The 21659-nt window shown below is 72.1% G+C and carries 26 protein-coding genes, 1 tRNA gene and 1 pseudogene; 10 read left to right on the top strand and 18 right to left on the bottom strand.

What is annotated here, in order from left to right; all coding sequences use genetic code 11:
• Positions 1-237 precede the first annotated feature (237 nt).
• Positions 238-2661 carry an excinuclease ABC subunit UvrA gene (locus tag H7A73_RS12145; protein WP_182066190.1) on the top strand — a complete coding sequence of 808 codons (2424 nt, stop codon included), beginning with the start codon at positions 238-240 and terminating at the stop codon, positions 2659-2661.
• Between the two features lie 54 nt (positions 2662-2715).
• On the opposite strand, the gene H7A73_RS12140 is transcribed toward H7A73_RS12145, so the two are convergent.
• Positions 2716-2871: a hypothetical protein gene (locus tag H7A73_RS12140; RefSeq protein ID WP_182066189.1), complete on the bottom strand. Its 156-nt coding sequence runs from the start codon at positions 2869-2871 to the stop codon at positions 2716-2718.
• Between the two features lie 233 nt (positions 2872-3104).
• On the opposite strand from H7A73_RS12140, the gene H7A73_RS12135 reads away from it, so the two are divergent.
• A complete protein-coding gene (locus H7A73_RS12135; RefSeq protein WP_182066188.1) occupies positions 3105-3935 on the top strand; it encodes a serine hydrolase domain-containing protein in 831 nt (276 codons plus the stop codon).
• A 92-nt stretch (positions 3936-4027) separates the two neighbouring features.
• Complete coding sequence (locus H7A73_RS12130) at positions 4028-4237, top strand: hypothetical protein (RefSeq protein WP_182066187.1); 210 nt, start codon at positions 4028-4030, stop codon at positions 4235-4237.
• Between the two features lie 113 nt (positions 4238-4350).
• On the opposite strand, the gene mtnN is transcribed toward H7A73_RS12130, so the two are convergent.
• Positions 4351-5058: a 5'-methylthioadenosine/S-adenosylhomocysteine nucleosidase gene (gene mtnN / locus H7A73_RS12125; protein ID WP_084741295.1), complete on the bottom strand. Its 708-nt coding sequence runs from the start codon at positions 5056-5058 to the stop codon at positions 4351-4353.
• Positions 5059-5115: 57 nt separating this feature from the next.
• Positions 5116-6060, bottom strand: a complete 945-nt coding sequence (locus H7A73_RS12120) for a serine hydrolase domain-containing protein (RefSeq protein ID WP_182066186.1) — start codon at positions 6058-6060, stop codon at positions 5116-5118.
• A 65-nt stretch (positions 6061-6125) separates the two neighbouring features.
• Between H7A73_RS12120 and H7A73_RS12115 the strand changes: the two genes are divergently transcribed.
• A complete protein-coding gene (locus tag H7A73_RS12115; protein WP_182066185.1) occupies positions 6126-6458 on the top strand; it encodes a hypothetical protein in 333 nt (110 codons plus the stop codon).
• Positions 6459-6487: 29 nt separating this feature from the next.
• Here H7A73_RS12115 and H7A73_RS12110 read toward each other — a convergent pair whose 3' ends face one another.
• Together H7A73_RS12110 and H7A73_RS12105 are read right to left on the bottom strand one after the other, a co-directional pair.
• Positions 6488-6781 (bottom strand): hypothetical protein, encoded by a 294-nt coding sequence (locus H7A73_RS12110; protein ID WP_182066184.1) that lies wholly within the window; start codon positions 6779-6781, stop codon positions 6488-6490.
• Positions 6782-6946: 165 nt separating this feature from the next.
• Positions 6947-7549, bottom strand: coding sequence for a TetR/AcrR family transcriptional regulator (locus H7A73_RS12105; protein WP_182066183.1), 603 nt, complete (start codon positions 7547-7549; stop codon positions 6947-6949).
• Between the two features lie 155 nt (positions 7550-7704).
• On the opposite strand from H7A73_RS12105, the gene H7A73_RS12100 reads away from it, so the two are divergent.
• The 4 genes from H7A73_RS12100 to H7A73_RS12085 all read left to right on the top strand — a co-directional run bounded on the left by H7A73_RS12100 (position 7705) and on the right by H7A73_RS12085 (position 11660).
• Positions 7705-8649 (top strand): alpha/beta hydrolase family protein, encoded by a 945-nt coding sequence (locus tag H7A73_RS12100; protein ID WP_182066182.1) that lies wholly within the window; start codon positions 7705-7707, stop codon positions 8647-8649.
• The gene (locus H7A73_RS12095; protein WP_182066181.1) at positions 8646-9623 is read left to right on the top strand and encodes an SDR family NAD(P)-dependent oxidoreductase; all 978 of its coding nucleotides are present in this window, start codon (positions 8646-8648) and stop codon (positions 9621-9623) included. Before H7A73_RS12100 ends, H7A73_RS12095 begins: the two co-directional genes overlap by 4 nt.
• Positions 9624-9684: 61 nt before the next feature.
• Positions 9685-10140 (top strand): GNAT family N-acetyltransferase, encoded by a 456-nt coding sequence (locus tag H7A73_RS12090; RefSeq protein WP_259362866.1) that lies wholly within the window; start codon positions 9685-9687, stop codon positions 10138-10140.
• A gap of 53 nt (positions 10141-10193) precedes the next feature.
• Positions 10194-11660, top strand: a complete 1467-nt coding sequence (locus H7A73_RS12085) for an SDR family oxidoreductase (RefSeq protein WP_182066179.1) — start codon at positions 10194-10196, stop codon at positions 11658-11660.
• Positions 11661-11685: 25 nt separating this feature from the next.
• Here H7A73_RS12085 and H7A73_RS12080 read toward each other — a convergent pair whose 3' ends face one another.
• From H7A73_RS12080 to H7A73_RS12065, 4 genes are all read right to left on the bottom strand, one after another.
• Positions 11686-12144 (bottom strand): MarR family winged helix-turn-helix transcriptional regulator, encoded by a 459-nt coding sequence (locus H7A73_RS12080; protein WP_220456611.1) that lies wholly within the window; start codon positions 12142-12144, stop codon positions 11686-11688.
• A complete protein-coding gene (locus H7A73_RS12075; protein WP_182066178.1) occupies positions 12141-13400 on the bottom strand; it encodes an FAD-dependent monooxygenase in 1260 nt (419 codons plus the stop codon). Before H7A73_RS12075 ends, H7A73_RS12080 begins: the two co-directional genes overlap by 4 nt.
• Positions 13401-13528: 128 nt before the next feature.
• Positions 13529-13801 carry a hypothetical protein gene (locus tag H7A73_RS12070; RefSeq protein WP_182066177.1) on the bottom strand — a complete coding sequence of 91 codons (273 nt, stop codon included), beginning with the start codon at positions 13799-13801 and terminating at the stop codon, positions 13529-13531.
• Positions 13802-13892: 91 nt separating this feature from the next.
• A tRNA-Gln gene (locus H7A73_RS12065) sits at positions 13893-13964 on the bottom strand.
• Positions 13965-14043: 79 nt separating this feature from the next.
• Between H7A73_RS12065 and H7A73_RS12060 the strand changes: the two genes are divergently transcribed.
• A complete protein-coding gene (locus H7A73_RS12060) occupies positions 14044-14538 on the top strand; it encodes a MarR family winged helix-turn-helix transcriptional regulator (RefSeq protein WP_182066176.1) in 495 nt (164 codons plus the stop codon).
• Positions 14539-14585: 47 nt separating this feature from the next.
• Positions 14586-15062 (top strand): VOC family protein, encoded by a 477-nt coding sequence (locus tag H7A73_RS12055; protein WP_182066175.1) that lies wholly within the window; start codon positions 14586-14588, stop codon positions 15060-15062.
• Positions 15063-15068: 6 nt separating this feature from the next.
• Here H7A73_RS12055 and H7A73_RS12050 read toward each other — a convergent pair whose 3' ends face one another.
• From H7A73_RS12050 to glp, 9 genes and pseudogenes are all read right to left on the bottom strand, one after another.
• Positions 15069-16442, bottom strand: a complete 1374-nt coding sequence (locus H7A73_RS12050; protein ID WP_411469314.1) for an ABC-F family ATP-binding cassette domain-containing protein — start codon at positions 16440-16442, stop codon at positions 15069-15071.
• Positions 16443-16465: 23 nt separating this feature from the next.
• A pseudogene (locus tag H7A73_RS18235) lies at positions 16466-16832 on the bottom strand (ATP-binding cassette domain-containing protein); the annotation flags it as partial.
• 326 nt (positions 16833-17158) lie between these two features.
• Entirely contained in the window at positions 17159-17833 is a 675-nt protein-coding gene (locus H7A73_RS12045; RefSeq protein WP_182066173.1) for a hypothetical protein, read from the bottom strand.
• Positions 17834-17835: 2 nt separating this feature from the next.
• Positions 17836-18234, bottom strand: a complete 399-nt coding sequence (locus H7A73_RS12040) for a PLDc N-terminal domain-containing protein (RefSeq protein WP_182066172.1) — start codon at positions 18232-18234, stop codon at positions 17836-17838.
• Positions 18231-18908, bottom strand: coding sequence for a hypothetical protein (locus H7A73_RS12035; RefSeq protein ID WP_182066171.1), 678 nt, complete (start codon positions 18906-18908; stop codon positions 18231-18233). Before H7A73_RS12035 ends, H7A73_RS12040 begins: the two co-directional genes overlap by 4 nt.
• Complete coding sequence (locus tag H7A73_RS12030) at positions 18905-19345, bottom strand: molybdenum cofactor biosynthesis protein MoaE (protein ID WP_182066170.1); 441 nt, start codon at positions 19343-19345, stop codon at positions 18905-18907. The genes H7A73_RS12035 and H7A73_RS12030 overlap by 4 nt, the downstream gene beginning before the upstream one ends.
• The gene (locus H7A73_RS12025) at positions 19342-19854 is read right to left on the bottom strand and encodes a molybdopterin-binding protein (protein WP_182066169.1); all 513 of its coding nucleotides are present in this window, start codon (positions 19852-19854) and stop codon (positions 19342-19344) included. Before H7A73_RS12025 ends, H7A73_RS12030 begins: the two co-directional genes overlap by 4 nt.
• Complete coding sequence (gene moaC / locus H7A73_RS12020) at positions 19851-20339, bottom strand: cyclic pyranopterin monophosphate synthase MoaC (protein WP_182066168.1); 489 nt, start codon at positions 20337-20339, stop codon at positions 19851-19853. Before moaC ends, H7A73_RS12025 begins: the two co-directional genes overlap by 4 nt.
• Complete coding sequence (glp, locus tag H7A73_RS12015; protein ID WP_259362865.1) at positions 20336-21568, bottom strand: gephyrin-like molybdotransferase Glp; 1233 nt, start codon at positions 21566-21568, stop codon at positions 20336-20338. Before glp ends, moaC begins: the two co-directional genes overlap by 4 nt.
• Positions 21569-21659: the final 91 nt, after the last annotated feature.

Genomic DNA, 21659 nt, shown 5'->3' with positions numbered 1-21659 from the left:
CGGCACCACCGTCCACATCTCCGAGGACGCCGCCGGCCTGCTGAACAAGACCTTCGGCACCGACGCCGTCAAGCGCGGCCTCCTCGTCGGCACCGCCACCATCACCGCACAGATCAAGTAACACCTACCGCACCACACGAATAGTCGCTCCGCCGATCAGGGCGGAGCGGCTCTTCGTCGTTCGCGGTTCCGCCGGCGGTACTGCTCCTCCCAGTGGCCGAGCCTACGATCGAGCGAATGCCCGCTCCCCGCTCGACCCAGACCGACGACCGACCCGGGCCGGACGACTTCATCCGCGTCCGTGGTGCCCGTGAGAACAACCTGCGCGACGTCGACGTGGACATCCCCCGCGACCGGATCGTCGCGTTCACCGGCGTCTCCGGCTCCGGCAAGTCCTCGCTCGCCTTCGGCACCGTCTTCGCCGAGGCCCAGCGCCGGTTCCTGGAGTCCGTCGCCCCGTACGCGCGGCGGCTGATCGCGCAGGGGTCCACCCCGCACGTCGACTCGATCACCGGACTGCCGCCCGCCGTCGCCCTGCAGCAGCGTCGCGGCGCCCCGAGCTCCCGCTCCACCGTCGGCACCATGACCACGCTGTCGAACTCGATGCGCATGCTCTACTCGCGTGCCGGCACCTACCCGTCCGGCGCCGACCGGCTCGAGTCGGACTCCTTCTCGCCGAACACCGTCGCCGGCGCCTGCCCCCGGTGCCACGGCATCGGGACCGCGCACGAGGTCACCGAGGCATCGGCCGTGCACGATCCGTCGCTGAGCATCCGCGACGGCGCGATCACCGCCTGGCCCGGAGCGTGGCAGGGCAAGAACCTCCGCGACGTCACCGCCGTGCTCGGCTACGACATCGACCGCCCGTGGCGCGAGCTGTCCCGGGAGGACCGCGACTGGCTGCTCTTCACCGAGGAGCAGCCCGTCGTGCAGGTGCAGCCGAAGCGCGACCGCGTGGCGAAGCCCTACAAGGGCCGGTTCTGGAGCGCTCGCCAGTTCGTGCTGCACACCCTCGCCGACTCGCAGAGCGAGACCCAGCGCGGGAAGGTGCTGCAGTTCGTCGAGTCCGGCCCGTGCGCGCTCTGCGGCGGCACCGGCCTGACCCGAGCAGCCCTCGCCGTCACGATCGGCGGCCACTCGATCGCCGAGCTGAACGCGCTGCCGCTGACCGGCCTGGCCGACGTCCTGCGCCCGATCGCCGCGATCACGGACGCGGCAGCGGCGACGTCGCGGGCATCGTCCGGCGAGCACACCGAGGTCGCCGTGGCGATCTCCCGCGACCTGCTCACGCGCGTCGAGGTCCTGGTCGGCCTGGGTCTCGGGTACCTGGCGCTCGACCGCGCCACCCCGACGCTCTCCCCCGGCGAGAGCCAGCGGCTGCGGATCGCGACGCAGCTGCGCTCCGGCCTGTTCGGCGTCGTCTACGTGCTCGACGAACCGAGCGCCGGGCTGCACCCCGCCGATGCCGAGTCACTCGTCGACGTCCTGGACGACCTCCGCGCCGGCGGCAACAGCGTCTTCGTCGTCGAACACGACATGAGCATCGTGCGCCGAGCCGACTGGATCGTCGACGTCGGCCCCCGCGCGGGCACCGGCGGCGGCACCGTCCTGTACAGCGGACCGGTCGCCGGCCTGGCCGAGGTCGAGGCGTCGGTCACCCGGCGCTTCCTGGAGCCCCGGCAGCCGACCGCCGACCGAGCCGTCCGGACCCCCGTCGGCACGCTCGAGCTCCGCGACCTCACCCTGCACAACCTGCGAGGGCTCGACGTCGACCTGCCGCTCGGTGTCCTCACCGCGGTCACCGGGGTCAGCGGGTCCGGCAAGTCGTCGCTCGTCGGCGGCGTGCTGCCCGGCGTCGCGACGTCGCACCCACTCGTCGACCGCGTCGTGCAGGTCGACCAGAAGCCGATCGGCCGGACGCCCCGCTCGAACCTCGCCACCTACACCGGCCTGTTCGACGCGGTCCGAGCCGCCTTCGCCCAGACCGACGAGGCGAAGGCCCGGGGCTGGACCGCCGGACGGTTCTCGTTCAACGTCGCCGGCGGCCGGTGCGAGGTCTGCCAGGGCGAGGGATCGGTGTCCGTCGAACTCCTCTTCCTGCCGGGCAGCTGGGCAGCGTGTCCCGAGTGCCACGGCTCCCGCTACACCGCCGAGACGCTCGAGGTCCGGTGGAACGGGGCGTCCATCGCCGACGTCCTCGGTATGACCGTCGACGAAGCCGCACCGTTCCTGGCGTCCCTGCCCGCAGCCGGGCGCGGACTGGAGACCCTCCGCGAGGTCGGCCTCGGCTACCTGCGGCTCGGGCAGCCCGCTCCGGAGCTGTCCGGCGGTGAGGCGCAGCGCATCAAGCTCGCGACGGAGCTGCAGCGCGCACGGACCGGCCACACCCTGTACCTGCTCGACGAGCCCACCACCGGCCTGCACCCGGCCGACGTCGAGCTGCTGACCGCCCAGCTCGCGCGCCTGACCGACGCCGGCAACACCGTCGTCGTGGTCGAGCACGCGATGGACGTCGTCGCGAGCGCCGACCACGTCATCGACATGGGTCCCTCGGGCGGCGATGCCGGCGGCCGGGTCGTCGCCTCCGGTACGCCTGCCGAGGTCGCCGCCTCGACCGCCAGCCGGACCGCGCCCTACCTGCGGGACCAGCTCGGTCGATGATGCAGGAGTGCCCGCCAGGATCGCTCCTGGCGGGCACTCCGTGGCTGGCGCTGGTTACCGCTCGACCGCTTCGGGGGCGTCGTCACGGAAGAAGTCGCTGCCGCTGTGGGTGTAGCCGACCTCACCCGTCCGACGCCACTGCTTGCGGATGCGCTTGAAGGTGTTGATGCGTGCGGGTTCGACGTTCTCGTCGCTCGTGTAGGCGCTCATGGCTGATCTCCCTGTGTGATTGGCCGTGGTTCCTTGGCCCCCCGGAATGGAGGCTAGCGAGGGGCTCGGAGCCGGGTTCGCGATCGGTCCCGGAACGTCCGTGGAACGCAATTCCGGCCGTGCAGCGAGCCGGAACGCGCCCCTCCGGCACCTGGGGCCCACACGCCCCGAACGCGGATCCCCGCATGACCGGCTGCGATCATGGAGGCTCCGACCCGATCAGGAGGACGAGCGTGACCGCTGCGAACCGAGCCGTGATCACCGACGTGGGGGGCGACGTCACCGCCGACCTCGGCGATCGCTACGAAGCGGGTGCGCTGGTGGAGTGGGCGAGCGTCACGAAGACCGTGACCGCCGCCGCCGTGCTCGCCGTCCTCGCTGAACGGGACATCCCACGGGACACCCCCGCCCGGGACCTGTTGCCGGACGTCCCCGACGACGCCACCTACACGGTTGACGACCTGATCCGACACCGCTCGGACCTGCCCCGTGTGCACCAGGGCATGTCGGCCGGGATCGTCGGCGACCCGTACGCGACCGTGTCCGAGGCGGACGTCACGCGTGCGCTGCGGCAGACCCCGACCACACCGGGTGAGCGGGACTACTCCAACCTCGGCTACGCGGTGCTCGGTCGGCTGGTCGAGCACGTCACGCGGGAAGCGTGGTTCACGGTCGCCGAGCGGACGGTCCTGGCACCGCTCGGCATCACGAGCGCCACCCTCGACCCGGCACCCGAGCGACGAACCCTGCTCCGATCGTGGCGGGGCCGTCCACGTGAACCCTGGAGCGTCGGATCAGGTCCCTACGCACCAGCCGGCGGGACCTGGTCGACCATGTCCGACCTCCTGCGGTTCGGCGTGGGGATCGGACGCATCGAGCCGGACTTCCTGGCGTGGGAGCACCGCGACGGGCTGATCTGGCACAGCGGGCAGACACGGGACGCCGGCGTCTGCCTGCTCCGGCACGGTGACGTCACGATCGCGTCGCACGCCCTCGGCGCAGCACCCGGAGCCGCGGACCGGCTCGCCGTCCGTCGGCTCCGTGCCGTGGGGGTCGTCGCGTGAACGGCGGCACGCGAGCCGGCGATGTGCTGCAGGCGGCCGTGGAGGGCTCCCGACAGAACTCGTTCAGGCGTCTGGCCAGGACGACGGCGGCATTGGCTCTGGCCGCGATGGGCGGCGCGAGTGAGGACTTCCTGCCGGGCTTCGACCTGGTCGTCCGCCGTCGTGACGACGGCGCGGAGGTCCTCCGGACACGAGCCGGAGACGCGGATCAGGCCGAGCGACTCCTCGAGACCGTGGAACGAGACCTGGACGAGAAGGACGTCACGACGTTCGTCAGCGAGTGGCGCGTCGTCGAGCGCTGACGGAGCGGGTGGGCGGACGCACGCGACCAGGCGGGGACGGACGGGAGGCCCGGATCACCGCCGGCAGACCGGCGGCGGCGAGTCGCGCCTCCAGGCCGGAGAGCGGGGCGGGCTCAGGAACGCAGGCCGAGCACCAGGTCGTGGACCACGCGCGCTGCGCGCGCCGCCGCGTCGTCCAGGTGCTCGCGGAACTCGGCGCCGTCCGGCGCGCAGAGGTCGCTGATGCACCGGACCGACACGAACGGCATGTCGTGCACGTGGGCGAACTGCGCGATCGCTGCCGACTCCATGTCGACCGCAGCCACCTCGGGGAACGCGACACGGAGTGCGCGGGCACGGCCCTCGGTCACGAAGACCTCGCTCGAGCCGATCGTCGCCGACCGCAGCGGCCACGCGATCTCGGCGCCCATCGCCAGCTCGACGAGCCGGGCGTCCGGCGCGTAGCCGGTCGGCATGCCGGGGACCTGGCCCAGGGCGTAGCCGAACGCGGTGGCGTCGGCGTTGAGGTTGACGTACCGGTCACCGACCACGACGTCACCGATGGCGACGCCGTGCATGAGCCCGCCGGCGGTCCCGACGCTGATGACCGGGATGCCCGGGCCGAAGTCGTGGAAGCCGTGGGCGACGGCGGCCGTGGCGTTCGTGAAGCCGATGCCGCTGCGGCGCACGACGACCGTGGCGCCGCCGATGTCGAGCAGCTGGTGCGGGTCGTGGCCACCGACGGGGCCGTCGAGGACGGGGACACCGCCGAAGAGGTCGGCGAAGGCCGAGACCTCTTCGCTCATGGCCGCGATGATGATCGCGACGGGTTGCTGCTGCACTGACCGATCCTCCCACGCCGGGCGCGCGCGGACGTGCAGGTCGGGTCGTCGCGGTCGCTACCGGCGGGGGTCCTGGCGGGCCAGCTCGTCGGCGACGAAGGCGGCGAGCGCGTCGGCGCCGAAGTGGTCGTCGGCGGTGATGGTGACGACGGTGCCGGTGCCGGAGTCGGAGTTCGCCGCGGGCTCGTCGAACAGCAGCATCTGGCCGTACGCGCCGTGCAGCCGCCAGAGTCGGCCGGGGCCACCCCACCCGGCCATCGCGTACCGCTCGTAGCCGGGGCCCGTGCCCTCGCGCTCCACCCAGTCGGTGTGCATCGCGTCGCACCACCGCGCGCCGACGATCCGCTGTCCGTCGACGACCCCGCGGTCGCGGATCAGGCGTCCGATGCGGGCGAGCTCCTCGGTGCGGAGCGCCAGCCCCTCGCCGCCGGCGACGAACCCGTTCGGGCAGCGTTGCCACTCGACGTCCTGGATGCCGAGCGGGGCGAACAGCCGCTCGGTGACGAACGCGCCGACGTCACCGACCCGGGTCTCGAGCACGCGCATCGCGGTGTAGGTGCTGGCGTTCGCGTACTGGAACACCCGGCCGCGGGACGGTCGCCGCAGGAACTCGGCGGCCAGGTCCGGCCAGTCCGTCAGCTCGGAGGCCGACCACGGCATGTCGATGCCACTCGTCATGGTGAGCAGGTGCCGGAGGGTGACCCGGTCGACGCCGGGGCCGAGAGCGAGGCCGCTGCCGGCCAGGTACGTCGCGATCGGTTCCTCGAGGTCGACCAGGCCGTCGTCGGCGGCGATGCCGGCGGCCAGGACGCAGATGCCCTTGGCGGCGGAGTGGACCTCGCGCCGGACGTCGGGGGTCCAGCGGTGCTCGGCGACGTCGTCCGCGGTGCCGTCGGTGCCCGGCGCCGCAGTCCGCGTGCGCACGTGGATGCCGTGTGCGGCGAACCCCGTCGCGTCGATGTGCCGGACGACGGCGTCGAGGATGGTCGCGGCGGTGTGCACAACCCCATCCTCTCGTGGCCGGGCGGCTGCGGGGACGGGCAGGGGCCGCCGCGTACCGTCGGCTCGTGTCCGACGAACAGCCCCGCCGCCCCGATCCCACCCGCGTCGGCGACCAGCCCGCGCTCCGGACGGCGTCGGGCTCGAACTGGCTCGTGTGGGGAGCCGTCACGGCCGTCATCGTCGCCGCGGTGATGGTGCTCATGGCGATCCGAGCACCGGCGATCGGCTGGCCGGCGCTGGTGCTCGTCGTCGTGTTGTTCGTGGCGATGGTCGTGGTGCGGACGGCCGTCCGGCCGCAGCGTGCCCGACTCGTCACCCTGGCCGCACTCGACCTCGGCATCGTGGCCGTCGGCCTGGTGGCGACCCTGGCGGTCCTGTACTCGACGCCGGCGGGCTGAGCGCCCGCGCGACTGAGCGCCCCAGCACCTCAGCGCCGGACGAGCACCCCGGCGACGAGTCGGAGCAGCAGGGCGACCACACCGACCGCGGCGATCCCGACCGACACGACCGTCGCCATCAGCATTCGAAGGCCGTCCGGCACGGCCGTCTCGTCGGACGCGGGGAGGAACGCCGACGCGACGAACACGCATCCCGCGGCGATCAGGAACAACACCCCGATGATCGTCACGGCCCGCAGCGCGGTCGGCACCGGTTCGTGGTCACCAGGACGAGCCGGACGGGCCCGGGCCCCCTCGGTCTCCCAGTCCGCCGGTTCCGTCATGGTGGTCCCCCTTCGTCGGAACGATCGTAGGTCCCGGCCCGGGCGGCACGGGCGCCGGTGCGGCCCGAGGCGGCCGCAGCGGTCGCGACGACGGACGGGAGGCGCGTCACGGGCCCTCCCCGCGCCTCCAGTCCGACGCCGGTCGCGACCAGTGCACGTGGCCGGCTACGCGCTGTCGGTCACCGTCGGCTGCGCCTGCCGCAGCCCGGTGACCAGGAGCGTCACGATCGTCCGGACGTCGTAGTCGGGGTCCTCGGGGCTCCACGCCACCAGGTCCCCGACGGCCCGGAGCAGCTGGTAGGGCGGGGTCGGCGCCGCCACCTCGCCGGACTCCCGCGCGGCGTCGAGCAGCCGTCCGAGCACGGGCACGAGCTCGTCGACGAACAGGGTGTGCAGCGCCGTGAACCCGTCGGCGTCGCCCTCCCAGACGCGCGCCAGGCCGTGCTTGGTGCCGAGGAAGTCGACGAACTGGTGCACCCAGCGCAGCAGGGCGGCGAACGGTGTCGGCTCGGAGTCGAGCAGCGCCGGCCCCGCGTCGACCAGGGCCTCGATCTGGTGCCGGTAGACGGCGACGACCAGGTCCGAACGGGTCGGGAAGTGCCGGTAGAGCGTGCCCACCCCGACACCGGCGGCGGCGGCGACCTCGCGCACCGGTGCGCCGACGCCCGAGGCCGTGAAGACCGCGGCAGCGGCGTCGAGGATCGTGCGCTCGTTGCGCTCGACGTCGCGACGGCGACGCGGCACGGGGTCGGTCGACGGGGTGCTCATGCATCGATCATCGCACGACACCGACGGGATACGGAACAGCGCTCCGCTTTCTTTTGCGATCCGGATCGTTGTTCCGTATCGTTCCGGAACGTCGCTCCGTTTCAGACGACAGTCGCTCCATCCGCGGGCGACACGGCATCCCGGAAAGGCCCCACATGGCACCCACAGCACCCCGACCACAGGTCATCAGCGTGCGACCCGTCACGCTCTCCGCCCCTTCGCGCGGTCAGGACCTCGAGGTCCGCATCACCGCACCGACGACCGGCACGGACCTGCCCGTCATCGTCTTCGCCCACGGCTTCGGCCAGTCCATGACCGGCGGCGACCCGCTGGTCGACCACTGGACCGCGAACGGCTTCGTCGTCGTCCAGCCGACGTTCCTCGACGCGAAGGCCTACGGACTGACGCTCGACGACCCGCGGTACCCGACCATCTGGCAGACACGGGTCGACGACCTCGAGCGGGTGCTCGACGACCTCGACCAGATCATCGACGCGGTCCCCGGCCTCACCGGACGCGTCGACACCGCGCGCATCGCGGCGGTCGGACACTCGTGGGGCGGACAGTCCGTGGGCATGCTGCTCGGGGCCCGCGTCCTGGACGCCGACGGACGGCCGGGTGAGGACCGCACCGACCACCGCCTGCGTGCCGGGGTCCTGCTGTCCACCACGGGGATCGCGCGCGGCGACCTCGTGCCGTTCGCGCAGGAGCACTTCGCGTTCATGAGCCCCGACTTCAGCCGACTGCACACCCCGTCGCTCGTCGTCGCCGGCGATCACGACCAGTCCCAGCTCTCGACGCGAGGCCCGGACTGGTTCACCGACGTCTACCACCTGAGCCCCGGTGCGCGGCACCTGGTGACCGTCCACGGCGGGGAGCACCTGCTCGGCGGGATCCAGGACTACGAGTCGACCGCCACCACGGACGAGAGCCCCGAACGTGTGGACCTCGTCCGCCGCACCACGACGGCGTTCCTCCGCACCGAGCTCGGCCTCGACCCCGACGCGTGGTCGGCGATCGTCGACGCCGTCGGCCCTGCTGCCGCCGTCGGCCCTGCTGCCGCCGTCGGCCACATCGAATCGAAGGAGCACCACTCGTGATCACCGACCAGCACCCCCTGCCCACTCCGTTCACCGCCGCGTCCACCGCCGCCGACGTCCTGCACGGCATCGACCTGACCGGCCGGAACGTCGTCGTGACCGGCGGACACAGCCGGCTCGGACGCGAGACCAGCCGCGCCCTCGCGGCGGTCGGCGCCGACGTCACCGTCGCGTCCCGTGACGTCGACCGGGCATCGGCAGCCGTCGCCGACATCCCGGGCATCCACGTCGAGGCCCTCGACCTCACCGACCCGGCGTCGGTCGATGCCTTCGCCACGCGCTGGTCGGCCTCCGGCCGCCCGCTGCACATCCTCGTGAACAGTGCCGCGATGCTCTTCACCCCGGACCGCCGGCTCGACGGGCGCGGCAACGAGCTGGCGTTCTCGACGACGCACCTCGGGCACTTCCAGCTCACGCGGGCGCTCCTCCCCGCCCTCCTGGAGGCCCGTGGTGCGCGGGTCCTGACCGTCACCTCCGGCGCTGCCCGGTTCGGCGAGATCCGGTGGGACGACCTGACGTTCGCCCGCGGGTACGACCCGGTCACCGCCTACGGGCAGTCGAAGCGGGCGAACGTCCTGTTCACGGTGGAGCTCGACAGCCGGTACGCCGACCAGGGCATCCGTGCTTTCGCCGCGCACCCGGGCGTCATCATCGGGCCCGGCCCCCACGACCCGACGGTGCTCGCGTCGTACCGCGAGCAGGGGCTGGTCGACGACCACGGGGTGACCGTCATCGACCCCGAGGTCGGCAAGAAGACCGTCGAGCAGGGCGCAGCGACGCTCGTGTTCGGTGCCGCGAGCCCGCTGCTCGACGGCGTCGGCGGGGTCTACCTGAAGGACAGCGACGTCGCCGTGATCGACGACCGGGTCCTACCCCTCACCGCGGACCGCATCCCGTCGGACGCGAACTCGGCGATGCTCGACGCCGACGATGCCCGGCGACTGTGGGAGGTCAGCGAGGGACTCCTGGCCTGATCGTGGTCGGCCGGGGGCCTCGTCTGCTCATCGTCCTCGTCGTCCTCGCTACTGTGTGACGGTGCTGACCGTGCGGATCGAGAGCCCCCGGCAGGACGACGTCCTGCACCTGCTGCAGCAGGGCGACGACTACGGACTGAGCCTCTACGCGGCCGAGAACTACCACGCCCTGGACGTCGACGACCTGGACCGGCCCGACGTCACGTTCCTGGTGGCGCGCGAGGACGGTACCGCCCTCGGCACGGTGGCGCTCGTCGACGCCGGTGACGGCACCGGCGAGGTCAAACGCATGTTCGTGAGCGACGCCGCGCGCGGGCTCGGCGTGGGGACGCGGCTGCTCGACGCCCTGCACGACCGCGCCCGTGCGGTCGGCATCGGGACCGTCCGGCTCGAGACCGGCCTGCCGCAGGCCGCGGCCATCGCGCTGTACCGGAAGGCCGGGTACGCGGACATCCCGCGGTTCGGCCCGTACGTCGACGACCCGACGAGCGTGTGCATGGAGCGGCAGCTCGGCTGATCGGCGCGCAGCAGCTCGTCTGATCGGCCCTCGGTCCCGACGTAGGATCGCGTGTGAGCTCCGAGCACCCCGAACCCAGCGGCATCGACCCCGACGACCTGAGCGTCGCGCTCCGGGTGCTCGAGCAGCTGCCGTCGATCGACGAGACGCATCCGGACTTCATCCGGGTCCGCCAGGCCACCGCGAAGATGTTCAAGGCGGTCAAGCGTGCGCACCGTCTCGAGAAGCGCAGCGTCATCGCCGAGGCCGACCGCCGGGTGATCGCCGCCACCGCCACAGGTGCCGCCGACCGGATCGACGACGAGACCCGCGGCGTCCCGATCAGCACCTCGACCGCGTCGACGACCGCCGGCACGCTGCTGAAATCGCGGCCCTGCTACATGTGCAAGCAGCACTACACGGTCGTCGACGCGTTCTACCACCAGCTCTGCCCGGCGTGCGCCCGCATGAGCCACGCGAAGCGCGACGCCCGGACGGACCTGACCGGCAAGCGGGCGCTGCTCACCGGTGGCCGCGCGAAGATCGGCATGTACATCGCCCTCCGGCTGCTACGCGACGGCGCCCACACCACCATCACCACGCGGTTCCCCCGCGACGCCGTACGCCGGTTCGCGAGCCTGCCCGACGCCGCCGACTGGATGGACCGGTTGAAGGTCGTCGGCATCGACCTGCGCGACCCTGCCCAGGTGATCGGGCTCGCCGAGGACGTCGCCGCATCCGGTCCCCTCGACATCCTGATCAACAACGCGACGCAGACCGTGCGCCGGTCGACCGGGGCCTACCAGCCGCTGGTCGACGCGGAACTCGCGCCCCTGCCCGACGGACCGCTGCCCGAACTCGTCACCTTCGGGCACACGAACGACCAGCACCCGCTGGCGCTCGCCCGCTCGGTGGCCGCGCACCCGATCCTCGCGGCCGCCGCAGCCCGAGCCGACGAACTGACGGAACAGGCGATGGCACCGGGATCGAGCTCGCTCGAACGGCTCGCCCTGGGCACCGCGATCGACGCCGGCGGCCTGGTCCCCGACCTGCACGACGAGAACTCATGGACGCAAGCCGTCGACGAGGTCGACCCGCTCGAGATGCTCGAGGTCCAGCTGGCCAACACCACGGCACCGTTCATCCTGATCTCGAAGCTCCGCCCCGCGATGGCCGCGAGCACGGGACGCCGCACCTACGTGGTGAACGTCAGTGCCATGGAAGGCGTGTTCGGCCGCGCCTACAAGGGGCCGGGACACCCGCACACGAACATGGCGAAGGCCGCCGTGAACATGCTCACCCGCACGAGTGCACAGGAGATGTTCGAGACCGACGACATCCTGATGACGAGCGTCGACACCGGCTGGATCACCGACGAACGGCCGCACCCCACGAAGGTCCGGCTCGCGGAAGAGGGCTTCCACGCGCCGCTCGACCTGGTCGACGGGGCGGCCCGCGTCTACGACCCGATCGTCCGGGGCGAAGCGGGCGAGGACGTGTTCGGCGTCTTCCTGAAGGACTACGCGCCGAGCTCGTGGTGACGAACGGCTGACCGGACCGGTCCCGTCAGCGCTCGGGCCCGGCCGTCTCCTGCGGCAGGACCGCGGCGAACCGCAGCAGGAAGTCCCGCACCACCGTCAGCGTGGCGTCGTCGTACGAAGCGAGCGCCTCGTCCAGTTCCGCGGCGCGTGCCCCGAGGAACCCGCTACTGCGCTCTCGGGTCAGCTCGGTGACGCGGAGGGTGACGATCCGGCGGTCCGTGCTCTCACGGCTCCGCTCGATCAACCCGCGCTCCTCGAGTCGGTTGACCAACGCGTTCGCCGCACCCGAGGTCATCCCGATCCGCCGGGCGAGACGCGTGCCGGTCATCGGCTCGCCCTCGTTCTCGGCCCAGAGGATCTCCCCCAGCGCGACGCCGTCCGACGTCGGCAGCTCCATCCACGCCGCGAAGTGCAACGCCGACTCCTGGTACCGGACGGCGTAGTGGCGGAGCGCCTCGAGGGTCTGGGAGCGCAGGTCGGTCATGCGACCGATTCTCCCGCGTTCGGTGCCCCCTGCAGTGTCGGGTAGTGCGGCAGGACGGGGACGTGCTTCTCGCTCGTCAGCAGGTACTTCTGGGCGAAACCGCGGACCGGACCGAGGGACGCAACCCGGAACACCGTCCGCATCGCGCGGACTCCGGTCGTCGACGACGGGTGCAGCAGGCGTGCACCGCCGCGGGGCAGGCCCTGGGCGCTGTCGGCGTACCCGCGGAGCAGGTCCTCGTAGCGCGCGAAGGCGTCCGCGATCGCGAAGCCCGTGCCGGGCTCGATCGTCCGCGCCAGCTCCCCGGCCAGGATGTGTGCGCCGACCAGTGACAGCGTGGTGCCCATGCCGGTCGGCCCGGAGCCCCAGGCAGCGTCACCGAGCAGGGCGATCCGGCCCTTGCTCCACCGCGACACGACGACCTGCTCCATCCGCTGCGTGTAGAACTCGTCGGGCCGCTCGGTGAACCCGTCGAGGATCCGCTCGGTCTGCCACCCCGCTCCCCGGAAGCGCTCGCGCAGGATCCGCAGCTGCACGTCGACGGGGAGCTGCTCGAAGCCCATCGGCTCCGACTCGAACGACATGCTCGCCCGGATCGTCCCCTCGTTGTCCGGGCGGATCGACGCCACACGTCCACGCGGTGCCGTGTACCAGTCCCAGTGGTCGGTGTCGCTGCTGATCCGGTCGATGGTGCCGTAGGTGATGCTGACGCCGAAGTCGCGGTACTCGGTCTCGTCGGCGAACAGGATCCGGCGGCTCCGCGAGCTCCTGCCCTCGGCGACGACGACCAGGTCGAACCGCTCCGGAGCGCCGCTGTCGTACCGGACGTCCACCCCGGTGTCGTCCTGCTCGGCTCCGGTGATGAAGTCCCCGTAGCGGCGCTCGATCGTGTCCGGCAACGCATCGACGAGGATCCCGGCGAACGTCCCGCGCAGGATCTCGATCTCGGCGGTCGGGCCGTCCTGCCCCTCGGCCTTCGGGAACGTGGCGTACGGGGTGCCGTGCTCGTCCACGTACCGGGTACCCGCTTCGCCGGTGAGGTGCCGCATGACGGTCCCGCGCAGGCCCATCCGCTCGAGGACCTCACGCCCGAGGCCCCGGACGTCGATGTTCTGGCCGGTGGTCCGCTGCTCCGGTGACCGCTCGAGCAGTGTGACGTCGAACCCCGAGCGGTCGAGTCCCCACGCGAGTGCAGGGCCGGCGATGCTCGCTCCGGTGATCAGGACGCGCGGGCGGTGGTGTGGCGTGGTCGCCATGAGTGGTCCTCTGCTCGTGGGGCGGCAAGTACCGCCCGATGACGAGTATACCTTCACTGTGATATCTCTTCGCAGAGAAGACAATTGACCTGGGAGACGTCGCCTCGAGACGGGGGCCGACCGCCTCCTCAGGCTGGGAGCTGCCGCCCCGTGACCCTCGACGCGCCATCGACGAATTGTTCGAAGCGTGCACGAGCCGACAGGTCCCCGCCGATGTCGAGGTGCGTCGGAACGGTTCCCCGCTCGTCGGACACCATGAGCTCGGCGTCGCCCGAATCCCGTACGAGCAAGTCGTGGGCGACCAGATCGGACACCACCAACAGGTGGGTGCTTCGGTTGTCCCGGTCCTCGGGGGAGCGCCGCAGCTCGGTGGTCACGGCGTCGGCCTCGAGCTGCGCCATCAGGAGCGAACCCCAGCGGTGGAAGTCTTCCGAGATCGACACTGCGCGCACCCCTCCTGCTCCTACGGCGACAGAGGAGCCCGCTTCCCCGCTCCGCCTCCAGGATTCGAACCCGGACCTAACGGCACCAAAGGCCGTCGTGCTGCCATTACACCAAGGCGGAACGCACCCGCAGGTGCTCCTCCATCCTCCCACGACCGACGAGGCTGGCTGTCCGCTCCGGGTTCGGCCAAGATGGAGGGATGCCGCATGAGGACGAGGTCGATCGCATCGTCGCGGCGTGGGGTCGTGAGCGCGCCGACCTCGACTTCGGCCCGCTCGAGGTGCTGTCCCGGGTGGATCGGCTCGCCCGACACCTGGACCGCGCCCGGCGGACGGCGTTCGACGCGAGCGACATGGAACCGTGGGAGTTCGACGTGCTGTCCGCCCTGCGGCGAGCGGGTGAGCCGTACGAGCTGAGCCCGAAGACCCTGCTGCAGCAGACCCTGGTGTCGAGCGGCACGATGACGAATCGGGTGGACCGCCTGGCAGCCCGGGGCTTCGTGGGCCGACGGACCGACCCGAAGGACGGCCGCGGCATCCTCGTCTCGCTGACGAGCAAGGGTCGGGTGGCCGTGGACGCGGCGATCGCGGACCTGTTGTCTGCCGAGCGGGACATCCTGTCGGGGGTGTCCGCCGAAGAGCAGGGCCAGTTGGCCGGGCTGCTCCGCCGACTCATCCTGGGTCTCGGGGACTGACCGAAAGCGTGGCACGGGCCGAGCGGCCCCGGCGTAGCGTGCGGCGCATGCACGCCATCACCCTCGCCGTCGCCGACGTCGCTCGATCGGCCGAGTTCTACCGCGCCCTGCTCGGCGTCGAGGGCAGCGGCGTCATCGGCACCGAATACCCCGCCACCGAGACGCAGGCCGGCGGCACCACGGCGATGTTCACCCTCGACGACGGCCTGATCGTCAGCGTCTACGGCCGGGACGACATGGCGAAGGACTCCGGCGTGCAGCTGGCCACGGCGCCGAGCAGCACGATCGGGCACTTCACGGGCAGTCAGACCGAGGCCGAGGCGTTCCTCGAGCGAGCGCAGGCAGCGGGCGCAACGATGCCCGAACCGCCGTACACACGCCCGTGGGGCATGTGGTCCGGCTTCTTCCAGGACCCGGACGGGCACCTGTGGGAGGTCGTGGCGAACCCCGGCGGCGGGGCGCCCGAGGACGCCACACCGGTGGACAGCGGCCAGGGCGCGGTCGACCCCGCGTCCGTCGAGTAGACCGGCTCAGACCCCGAGCAGCTCCGCGACCTCGAGCCAGCGCTCCTCGAGCTGCTCGACCTCGGCCTCGAGCGCAGCGAGCTTCGACTGCAGTTCGCCGAGCCCGGCGTAGTCGGACTGGTCGTGCGTCGCGAACTGGTCGAGCAGCTTCTTGCGGTCCGCGCCGACCTTCGCGATCTTCCGGTCGAGCGCCGACATCTCCTTCTCGGCCGTGCGACGCTCCGCGCCCGACAGCGACGACGCGGCAGACCCGGAACCGGACGTCGATGCACTGGACCCGGCCACGGCACCGGCCGAGCCGGTCCCGCCGACGGTGTCGGGCCTCCCGGCAGACGCGGCGGCAGCCGCAGAGGCGGTCCCGCCACCGGTGCCGGCCTCGCGCAGCCGCATGTACTCGTCGACGCCCCCGGGCAGGTGGCGCAGGTGCCCGCCGAGCACGGCGTACTGCTGGTCGGTGACGCGCTCGAGCAGGTACCGGTCGTGGCTGACGACCAGCAGGGTGCCGGGCCAGGTGTCGAGCAGGTCCTCCATCGCGGCGAGCATGTCGGTGTCGAGGTCGTTGGTGGGCTCGTCGAGGATGAGCACGTTCGGCTCGTCGAGCAGGATGAGCATGAGCTGCAGGCGCCGCTTCTGCCCACCGGACAGGTCCTTGACCGGCGTGGAGAGCTGCTCCGAGGTGAAGCCGAGCCGCTCGAGCAGCTGCGACGGCGTCATCTCCTTGCCGTCGGCGACGTAGCTCGTCTTCTTGCGCGCCACGACCTCGCGCACGCGGTCGTCGGCGAACTGCTGCAGGTCGGCGAGCTGCTGGTCGAGCACCGCCACCTGCACGGTCTTGCCGGTCTTCACCCGCCCGCTCGTCGGCTGCAGCCGACCCGAGACCAGGTTGAGGAGCGTCGACTTGCCGGCGCCGTTCGGGCCGAGGATGCCGGTCCGCTCCCCCGGGGCGATGCGCCACTCGATGCGGTCGAGGATCTGCGTGCCGTCGAACGAGACGCTCACGTCGAGCAGGTCGACGACGTCCTTGCCGAGGCGTGCGGTCGCCGTCCGGGACAGCGCGACCGTGTCGCGGATGGGCGGGACGTCGTCGATCAGGGCGTTCGCCGCGTCGATGCGGAACTTCGGCTTGCTCGTGCGGGCCGGGGCGCCGCGGCGCAGCCACGCGAGCTCCTTGCGGGCCAGGTTCTGCCGGCGCTGCTCGATCGTGGCCGCCTGCCGGTCACGCTCGACGCGCTGCAGGATGTACGCGGCGTAGCCGCCCTCGAAGGGGTCGACGACCCCGTCGTGGACCTCCCACGTGTCGGTCGACACGGCATCGAGGAACCACCGGTCGTGCGTCACGACGACCATGCCGCCCTGGTTCGACGACCAGCGGCGGTTGATGTGCCCGGCGAGCCACTCGATGCCCTCGACGTCCAGGTGGTTGGTCGGCTCGTCCAGGAACAGGACGTCCCAGTCGCCGACCAGCAGCCGCGCGAGCGCAACACGACGACGCTGCCCACCGGACAGGTCGTCGACGCTGACGTCCCACGGGATGTCGGAGACCAGCCCACCGATGATGTCGCGGATCTTCGGGTCACCGGCCCACTCGTGCTCCTCGAGGTCGCCGACGACGGTGCTGCCGACGGTCGCGCCCTCGGGCAGGATGTCGCGCTGGTCCAGGTAGCCGATGGTCAGCCCGCGGCGGTGCGTGACGCGGCCGCCGTCCGGCTCGAGGCGCTGCGACAGCAGTGCAAGGAGGGTCGACTTGCCGTCGCCGTTCCGACCGACCACGCCGATCCGGTCACCCTCGTCGATGCCGAGGGTGACGTTGTCGAAGACGACCTTGGTGGGGAACTCGAGATGCAGGTTCTCGGCGCCGAGGAGATGTGCCACCCGTCAAGGGTAGGTGGCGCGGCGGGGTGGTGGGTGCGGGGCGGGTGGTCGGGTGCGTTCGGCTGACGCGTGGCGGGCTCGTCGCACGGTGCGCGCTTGTTCGAGTGGTGCGAGGTTGCCCGCTCGGTGCGAGCCTGTAGCGGCACACGGAGCGCGCAACCTCGCACCAGTCGACAGAGGGCGCACGGTGCGTCGACCCGCCGACGTCGGCCTGGAGGCCCGGGTCAGCTCGCGGGGGTCGGCTCGGCTCCGGCGCGGGGCTCGGTCTCCTGCAGGAACGCGCGCCACTGCTTCCGGTAGCGCAGCGTCAGGACGAGGACCGTGACGAAGAACACCGATGCGACGATCTGGAGCAGGGAGGACGGCGCCCACTCGTGGTCGAAGAGGTTCGCGGCCCAGAGCAGCACGAATCCCGGTGCGAGCACCACGGTGAACGCCGACTGCTGCAGACGGTTGTCCGCGATGGACCGGAGCTCCTCGACGTGATCAGCCGGGAACGCCGCACGACCCTGGATCATCCTGTCGATCCACTGCCGCTCGCGTCGCGGCACACCGCTGGTCGGGGTTGACCACGCCTGCGGTGCACCCTGCCGGAGGTACCGCACGAACCCGATGACCCAGGCGACCAGCGCCCCGGCCGTCAGGACCGATCCGACGGTCGACGGCCAGCCAGATCGCATCTCCCCCGTCAGATCGTCGACGTGTGCGCCGGCGACGCCACCGAAGACGAAACCGAGAACCATGCAGAGGCCGGCGCTGACGACGACCACCACGGCCCAGCGCTGCCGGTTCATCCGCACCTTCGGGCGCGGTCGTCCAGCGATGTTGTCGGCGACGAGGGACCAGGTCTCCTCGGAGACCCTGACGTCGGCCGCGTTCTCCGCAGCCGGCACAGGCACGGTCAGCTCGCGGGGGCGGTGTCGCCCTCGCCCGCGGCTTCCTTCGCGCGCTTCAGGCGGGCCTGCGCCTCCCAGTACTCGATCTCGCGCTCGAGCTCGGCGAGCTCCTGCTCGGTGCCGGTCACGCGCTTCGTGCCGTGGGCGCTGCGGGCCTCGCCGAGGGTGGCGTAGCGGTCCTCGTGGCGGGTGGGCTCGATGTAGCGACCGTGGTTCCGTTCGCCCGGAGCCCAGTCGTGCCCGATGGCGAACCAGACGATGCTGCCGACGACGGGGACCAGGATCACGAGGATCACCCACGCGATCTTCGGCAGGCCGCGGATCTGGTCATCCGTCTTCGTCAGGATGTCGATCAGGGCGAAGACCAACAGGATGACGGTGATCCCGGGCAGCAAGACGCTCATGTTCGCGATTCTATGGACCCGCTTGGAGTCTCACCATTCCCCGAACGAGCGTCGTGGTTGCGAAGGTGCACAGGGTGGGCGTCGAGGTACCGACGGGCGAGCACGACGGAACGTGCCGTCAAGGCGAACTGCCCCGCGGCGGCGATACCACCCGCCAGGTAGACGGGCCAGAACGTGAACCCGGAGAACGCAACCGCCGCCCAAACGACGACGAGCCCCACGGTCAGCTGGAGGCCGGTGCCGTCGGCGAGTTCGACGGCTCGAGCTCGAACGATCGCCAGCCGGTCGGCGGGGGCAGCGCGCCGCCCGGTCGCAGCCGCGGTCACCGCGCGCTGCTCGTGTTGCTGCAACGGCGCGAGCACCGGCGCAGGACGAGCTGCCACCCCGTTCCGTCTCCGGCGGATGCCGACCTGCACGGCTTCACCGAGACCGGCCCCGAAACCCAGTGCGGCGACCGCCGCCGAGAGTGCGAAGCGCGCGTCGGAGCCGGCGGGCAGGACGATCGCCCCGACGCCGAGCACGACCAACACCAGCACGATCGCCAGGACGAACCAACGGACCTGCAGGAGCGCACCCGGGGGCTTCGCCGAGACGGCGCGAGCGCGGTCCTCGGACTCGGCCCACCGGCGTTCCACCGCTGTCAGTTCGGCGTTGGACCGTTCGGCAGATGTCACAGCGCCGCGACCCACTCGTCCGTCCCGTCGGTGAACCGCTGGTGCTTCCAGATCGGCACGCGCTCCTTCACCCGGTCGACCAGGGCACCGCACGCGGCGAACGCCTGCGCACGGTGCGACGACGACACCGCTGCAGCGAGCGCGACGTCCCCGATGCCGAGCGCCCCGACCCGGTGCAGCACGGCGATCCGGACGTCGGGGTGGTCCTCGGCGATGGTCCGGGCGACCTCGGCGATGACCTCGCCGGCGCTGGGGTGCCGCTCGTAGTCGAGCGCGGTGACGCCCTTGCCACCGTCGTGGTCTCGGACGATGCCGGCGAAGGTCACCACGGCGCCGTCCTGTTCGGTGGCCACCACGGCTGCGACTTCGTCGACGCTGATGTCGCGGTCGACGACGTCGGCGAGCACGACCCGTGCGGCGGTCTCAGTGCTGCTCACGAGGCGCTCCGCGGGGCGTGGCCCTCGCCGTGCACCTGCGCGAGCACGTGTTCGACCAGCCCGTCGAGCACGGCCAGCCCGTCCGCCACCCCGCCGCGCGACCCGGGCAGGGTGACGAGCAGGGATCCGCCGCTGCTGATGCCGGCGATGCCGCGGCTCAACAGTGCGGTCGGACCGGCCCCCACGAGCCCGCGACGACGGACCTCTTCGAGGAGACCGGGTAACTCCAGGTCGATGAGGGGCGCGACGGCCTCGGGCGTCCGGTCGGTCGGGGTGACGCCGGTGCCCCCGGTCGTGATGACGATCCGGGCCCCGGCCAGCAGTTCGGCGGTGACGGTCTCGGTGATCGCCCCGCCGTCGGGGACGATCACGGGCTCGGCGACGGTGAAGTCCCGCTCGCGCAGCCAGTCGGCGATGACGGGTCCGGTGCGGTCGAGCGCGGCATCGGCGGCGGCCTGCGTGGACACCACGACGACGGCCGCCCGGCCCCTGGTCGGCTCGGCGGTCATCGGTTGCTCCAGTCCCCGGAGCGTCCGCCGTGCTTCTCGAGCACGCGGACGTCCGTGATCACGGCCGCTCGGTCGACGGCCTTCACCATGTCGTACACCGTCAGGGCGGCGACGCTCGCCCCGGTCAGGGCTTCCATCTCGACGCCCGTGCGCGAGGTCGTGCGGACCGACACCTCGATCAGCACGCGGTCGTCGGCGCCGGTGATGTCGACCTGCACGCCGGCGATCGGCAGCGGGTGACACAGCGGGATCAGGTCGGAGGTCTTCTTCACCGCCATGATCGCGGCGATGCGGGCGGTGCCGACGACCTCGCCCTTGGGCAGCGAGCCGTCGAGGATGCGTGCGACGACGTCGGGGCGGCTGACGACGGTGGCGGTGGCGGTCGCCGAGCGGTCGGTGACGTCCTTCGCGGAGACGTCGACCATGTGCGCGCTGCCGTCCGCGCGGACGTGCGACAGCTGGTCGGAGGCGGACGGGTCGGTCATCGGAGGCTCCAGACGGTCAAGGGGTCGCCGGGTTCGACGGTGTCGACGCCGACGGGGACGTCCACCAGGTGGGTGGCGGCGGCGTAGTGCACGAGCAGGTGCGAGCTCGGCCCACCGACGAAGTGCACGGCGCCGTCCTGCACCCGGCCGCGGCGGATCTGGTGCTTGCCGGCGGGTGAGCCGGCAGCGGACGCCGCCGGCAGGACCTGCGTGGGGCGGTCCGGCGTGAGCCCGACGGCGGCGGCGAGCAGGGGGCGCAGGAACACCTCGAACGAGACGAGCGCCGACACCGGGTTGCCGGGGAAGGACACGACCGGTACGGCGCGACCGTCTCCGAACACGACGCTGCCGAACGCCTGCGGCCCACCGGGCTGCATCGCGACCGGCGTCACCGCGAGCCCGCGGGGTCCGAGTGCCTGTCGCACGACCTCGTACGCCCCCGCACTGATGCCCCCGGTGGTCAGCACGAGGTCGGCCCAGTCCCCCACGGCGGCATCGAGCGCGCGGTCGAAGGCGGCGACGTCGTCGGGCACCCGGACGGCACGCGGGTCCGCACCGACCTGCGCCAGGGCCGCGCGCAGCGCGATGCCGTTCGCGTCACCGATGGTCGCCGCGTCCGTGTCGGCGCCCTGCAGCTCCGAGCCGGTCGACACGACGAGGACCCGCAGCGGTCGGCGCACCGACACGGTCGTCACCCCCGCAGCAGCCAGCGCCCCGAGCAGCGCCGGCGTGACCGGGGAGCCGGCCGGAGCGAGCTCGGCACCGGTGGGCAGGTCGCTGCCGGTGACCCGCACGAAGGTGCCCGCGGTCAGGTCGGCGGGCACCGTCACCCGCGGCAGCTCCAGCGCCGCCGGGAACGCACCGGGCTCGGTCGCCTCGACGGGGAACACCGCGTCGGCACCGGTGGGGATCCGCGCACCGGTCATGATCGGCGCGGCGGTGCCGGGTTCGAGCGGTTCGGGCACCACGCCGGCCGGCACCGGTCCGACGACCCGGACCTGCTGCCCGGCCTCGGCGACCCGCACGGCGAACCCGTCCATCTGGCTGTTGTCGAAGGGCGGCAGCGGAACGGGCGACGCGACGGGAGCAGCGAGCACGCGGTGCGCGGATCCGACACGCGCACCCGCACCCACGAGCTCGTCGAGCGACAGTTCTTCCGCTCCGAGGCCCGCCACCACCGGCGCGAGCAACGCCGCCAGGTCGTCGCGGTGCTGACCGATCGTTCGCACAGGTGCCTCCGAACAGGGGTTGGCGGCGCCGCTCCCGGTTCGCCCGGTGGCGCCGTCAGTAGCGTATCCAGCGCGCAGCCCGCGCCGACGA

The sequence above is a fragment of the Curtobacterium sp. ME12 genome (assembly GCF_903970855.1).
Taxonomy (GTDB): Bacteria; Actinomycetota; Actinomycetes; order Actinomycetales; family Microbacteriaceae; genus Curtobacterium; species Curtobacterium poinsettiae_A.
The sequence above is the reverse complement of the archived record's forward strand: the minus strand, read 5'-3'. Positions and strand labels throughout refer to the sequence as shown.